Origin of the sequence: Mesorhizobium sp. M7A.F.Ca.ET.027.03.2.1 (assembly GCF_003999175.1) — a bacterium.
GTDB lineage: Bacteria > Pseudomonadota > Alphaproteobacteria > Rhizobiales > Rhizobiaceae > Mesorhizobium.
Genome location: NZ_RZOM01000812.1, coordinates 1 through 2886, shown reverse-complemented (window position 1 = coordinate 2886; position 2886 = coordinate 1). Strand labels below are relative to the sequence as shown.

4 protein-coding genes are annotated in these 2886 nt (G+C 65.2%); all 4 read left to right on the top strand.

The window, feature by feature from the left end; genetic code table 11:
• Positions 1 to 1227: NAD(P)/FAD-dependent oxidoreductase (locus tag EN750_RS27325; protein ID WP_127398527.1), on the top strand; the 1227-nt coding region annotated here is incomplete at its 5' end.
• Positions 1228 to 1268: 41 nt separating this feature from the next.
• Positions 1269 to 1685 carry a RidA family protein gene (locus EN750_RS27320; RefSeq protein WP_023809426.1) on the top strand — a complete coding sequence of 139 codons (417 nt, stop codon included), beginning with the start codon at positions 1269 to 1271 and terminating at the stop codon, positions 1683 to 1685.
• 4 nt (positions 1686 to 1689) lie between these two features.
• Positions 1690 to 2364, top strand: a complete 675-nt coding sequence (locus EN750_RS27315; protein WP_127326478.1) for a DUF1028 domain-containing protein — start codon at positions 1690 to 1692, stop codon at positions 2362 to 2364.
• Between the two features lie 21 nt (positions 2365 to 2385).
• Positions 2386 to 2886: aldehyde dehydrogenase family protein (locus EN750_RS27310; RefSeq protein WP_127398525.1), on the top strand; the 501-nt coding region annotated here is incomplete at its 3' end.

The window sequence follows — 2886 nt, the reverse complement described above, 5'->3', positions numbered from 1 at the left end:
GGGCTGGCCATGAGCGAGCATCTGAGCAAGTGCGGGGTGCCGCATCTCGTGCTCGAGCGGAGCCGCATCGCCGAACGCTGGCGTACCGAAAGATGGGACTCGCTGGTTGCCAATGGTCCCGCCTGGCATGATCGTTTTCCCGGCATGGAATTTCCGGACGCCGGTCCCGACGCCTTTGTCGGCAAGGAGAAGGTCGCCGACTATTTTGTCGCTTACGCCGGCATGATCGCTGCCCCCATCCGCTGCGGCGTGGAGGTCAGGAGCGTGGAAAGGCTTGTCGGCCGTCCCGGCTTCCGGGTCGAAACCTCGGATGGCGTGATCGAGGCCAGGAGCGTGGTTGCCGCTACCGGGGCTTTCCAGCATCCGGTCATCCCGGCGGTTGTCCCCGGGGATGCCGGAGCGATGCAGATCCATTCCAGCGCCTATCGCAATCCGGGCCAGTTGCCCGAAGGTGCGGTGCTGGTGGTCGGCTCCGGGTCCTCGGGGGTGCAGATCGCCGACGAACTCCAGCGCGCGGGACGGCGCGTCTACCTCTCGGTCGGGCCGCATGATCGGCCGCCGCGGGCCTATCGCGAGCGTGACTTCTGCTGGTGGCTGGGGGTTTTGGGCAAATGGGACGCTCAAGCGCCGGCGCCTGGCACCGAACACGTCACCATCGCGGTGAGCGGCGCGCGGGGCGGCCAGACGATCGACTTCCGGCGTCTTGCCGCGCAAGGGATGACGCTGGTTGGCCGGACGGAATCCTACAAGGAAGGGGTCATGACCTTCGCTCCGGATCTGGCTAAAAATATCGCGCGCGGCGATGCGAACTACATGTCGGTGCTGGACGAGGCCGACGCCTATGTCGCTCGCAACGGCCTCGACCTTCCCGAGGAGCCCGCGGCCCGCGAGATCGGACCGGACCCGCAATGCATGACTGATCCCATTCTCGAGCTGAACCTGGCGGAAGCCGGGATAGGTTCGATCATCTGGGCAACGGGATTCACCGTCGATTACAACTGGCTGAAGGTCGATGTGTTTGACGAAAAGGGCAAGCCGAAGCACCAGCGCGGCGTGTCGACCGAGCCGGGAATCTATTTCCTGGGACTGCCGTGGCAATCGCGGCGGGGGTCGAGCTTCATCTGGGGCGTCTGGCACGACGCCCAGCATGTGGCGGACCATATCTCCACGCAGCGCAAGTACCTGGCCTACCATGCGTCCGCAAAGCGCGAGACCAAAGTGGCATAGAAACGGACGTCCCGACCTCGAGCCGACTGACGGAGACCAAGATGGCCCATACAAGAATTCGCAAGTTCAACACCAAGGACACCTATCCCGAGCAGAAGCTCGACAATGATCTGTGCCAGGCGGTCGTTACGCGGGGCGGCAGGACCGTCTACCTGCGCGGCCAATGCCCGCAGGATCTCGACACGGCCAAGAATATCGACAGCCATGATCCGGTCGAGCAGACGCACAAGGTCATGCAGAACATCCGCCAGCTGATCGAGGAGTGCGGCGGCACCATGGAGCATTTGGTCAAGGTGGTGGTCTACATTACCGATGTCCGCCATCGCGAGGCGGTCTACCGCACCATGGGCGAGTATATCAAAGGCGTGCATCCCGTCTCGACCGGCCTAGTCGTGCAGGCCCTGGCGCGGCCGGACTGGCTGGTCGAGATCGACGGCACCGCAGTTATCCCGGATTAAAGTCATGACATTCTCCATCGTCGCGCGGTGCAGCCGCACCGGCATGTTCGGGGTCGCGGTGTCCTCCTCGTCGCCTGCTGTGGCGGCGCGCTGCGCCTATGCGCAGGCGGGCGCCGGCGCCGTTGCCAGTCAGAACGTCACCGATCCTGCGCTGGGACTGCGCGGTCTCGAATTGCTGGCGCGCGGCGCGTCGGCGGCAGAGGCGATTGTCATATTGAAGCGCACCGGTGCCTATCCCGAATACCGGCAGGTGCTGGCTGTCGATGCCGCCGGGACGACCGCTATCCACTCAGGGCCCAAGGCGCTTGGCATCTGGGCGGAGGCGCGTGCGGACAATGTCGCCTGCGGCGGCAACATGCTGGCCCATGACGGCGTTCCGCAAGCCATGGTCGAGGCGTTCCTGGCGTCGGAAGGGCATCTCGGCGACCGCCTCATCGCGACCATGCGCGCCGCGCTGAAAGCGGGCGGCGAGGCGGGTCCTGTCCATTCCGCCGGTATGAAGCTGGTGCGCGAGGTGGCGTGGCCGGTCGCCGATCTGCGCTGCGACTGGACCGACGATTGCCCGATCGAGCAACTGGCGACGCTGTGGGAACTCTACAAACCGCAGCTCGATGCCTATGTGACCCGCGCGATAAACCCATCCGATGCGCCGAGCTACGGCGTGCCGGGCGACGAATAGTCAAGACAGGGGTCACCTGCGATGAGCGAACTCAGTCACAAGGACTGGATCGGCAAGGCGTCCGCGATCCGGTTTCGCGACAAGGCGTTCATCGATGGCAAGACGGTCGCAGCGCGTTCGGGCCGGACCTTCGCCAGCGTCAATCCGGCTACCGGCGAGGTGCTGGCCGAAGTGGCGTCCTGCGGCGAGGAAGATATCGATCTGGCGGTTGCCGCAGCGCGGCGCAGCTTCAATGCGGGTGTCTGGTCGCGCACCAGTCCGGCGCACCGCAAGGAGGTCTTGCTGCGGCTGGCGCAGCTGCTGCGCGAAAACCTGCATGAACTGGCCCTGCTTGAATCGCTCGACATGGGAAAACTGGTCAGGGATGCGGCCGCGGTCGACGTTCCCGGCTCGGCAGCGATCTTCCAATGGTATGGCGAGGCCATCGACAAGATCTATGGCGAAGTGGCGCCGACCGGCGAAGGCGATCTGGTGCTGGTGCGGCGCGAGCCGCTTGGCGTGGTCGGCGCGGTGGTGCCGTGG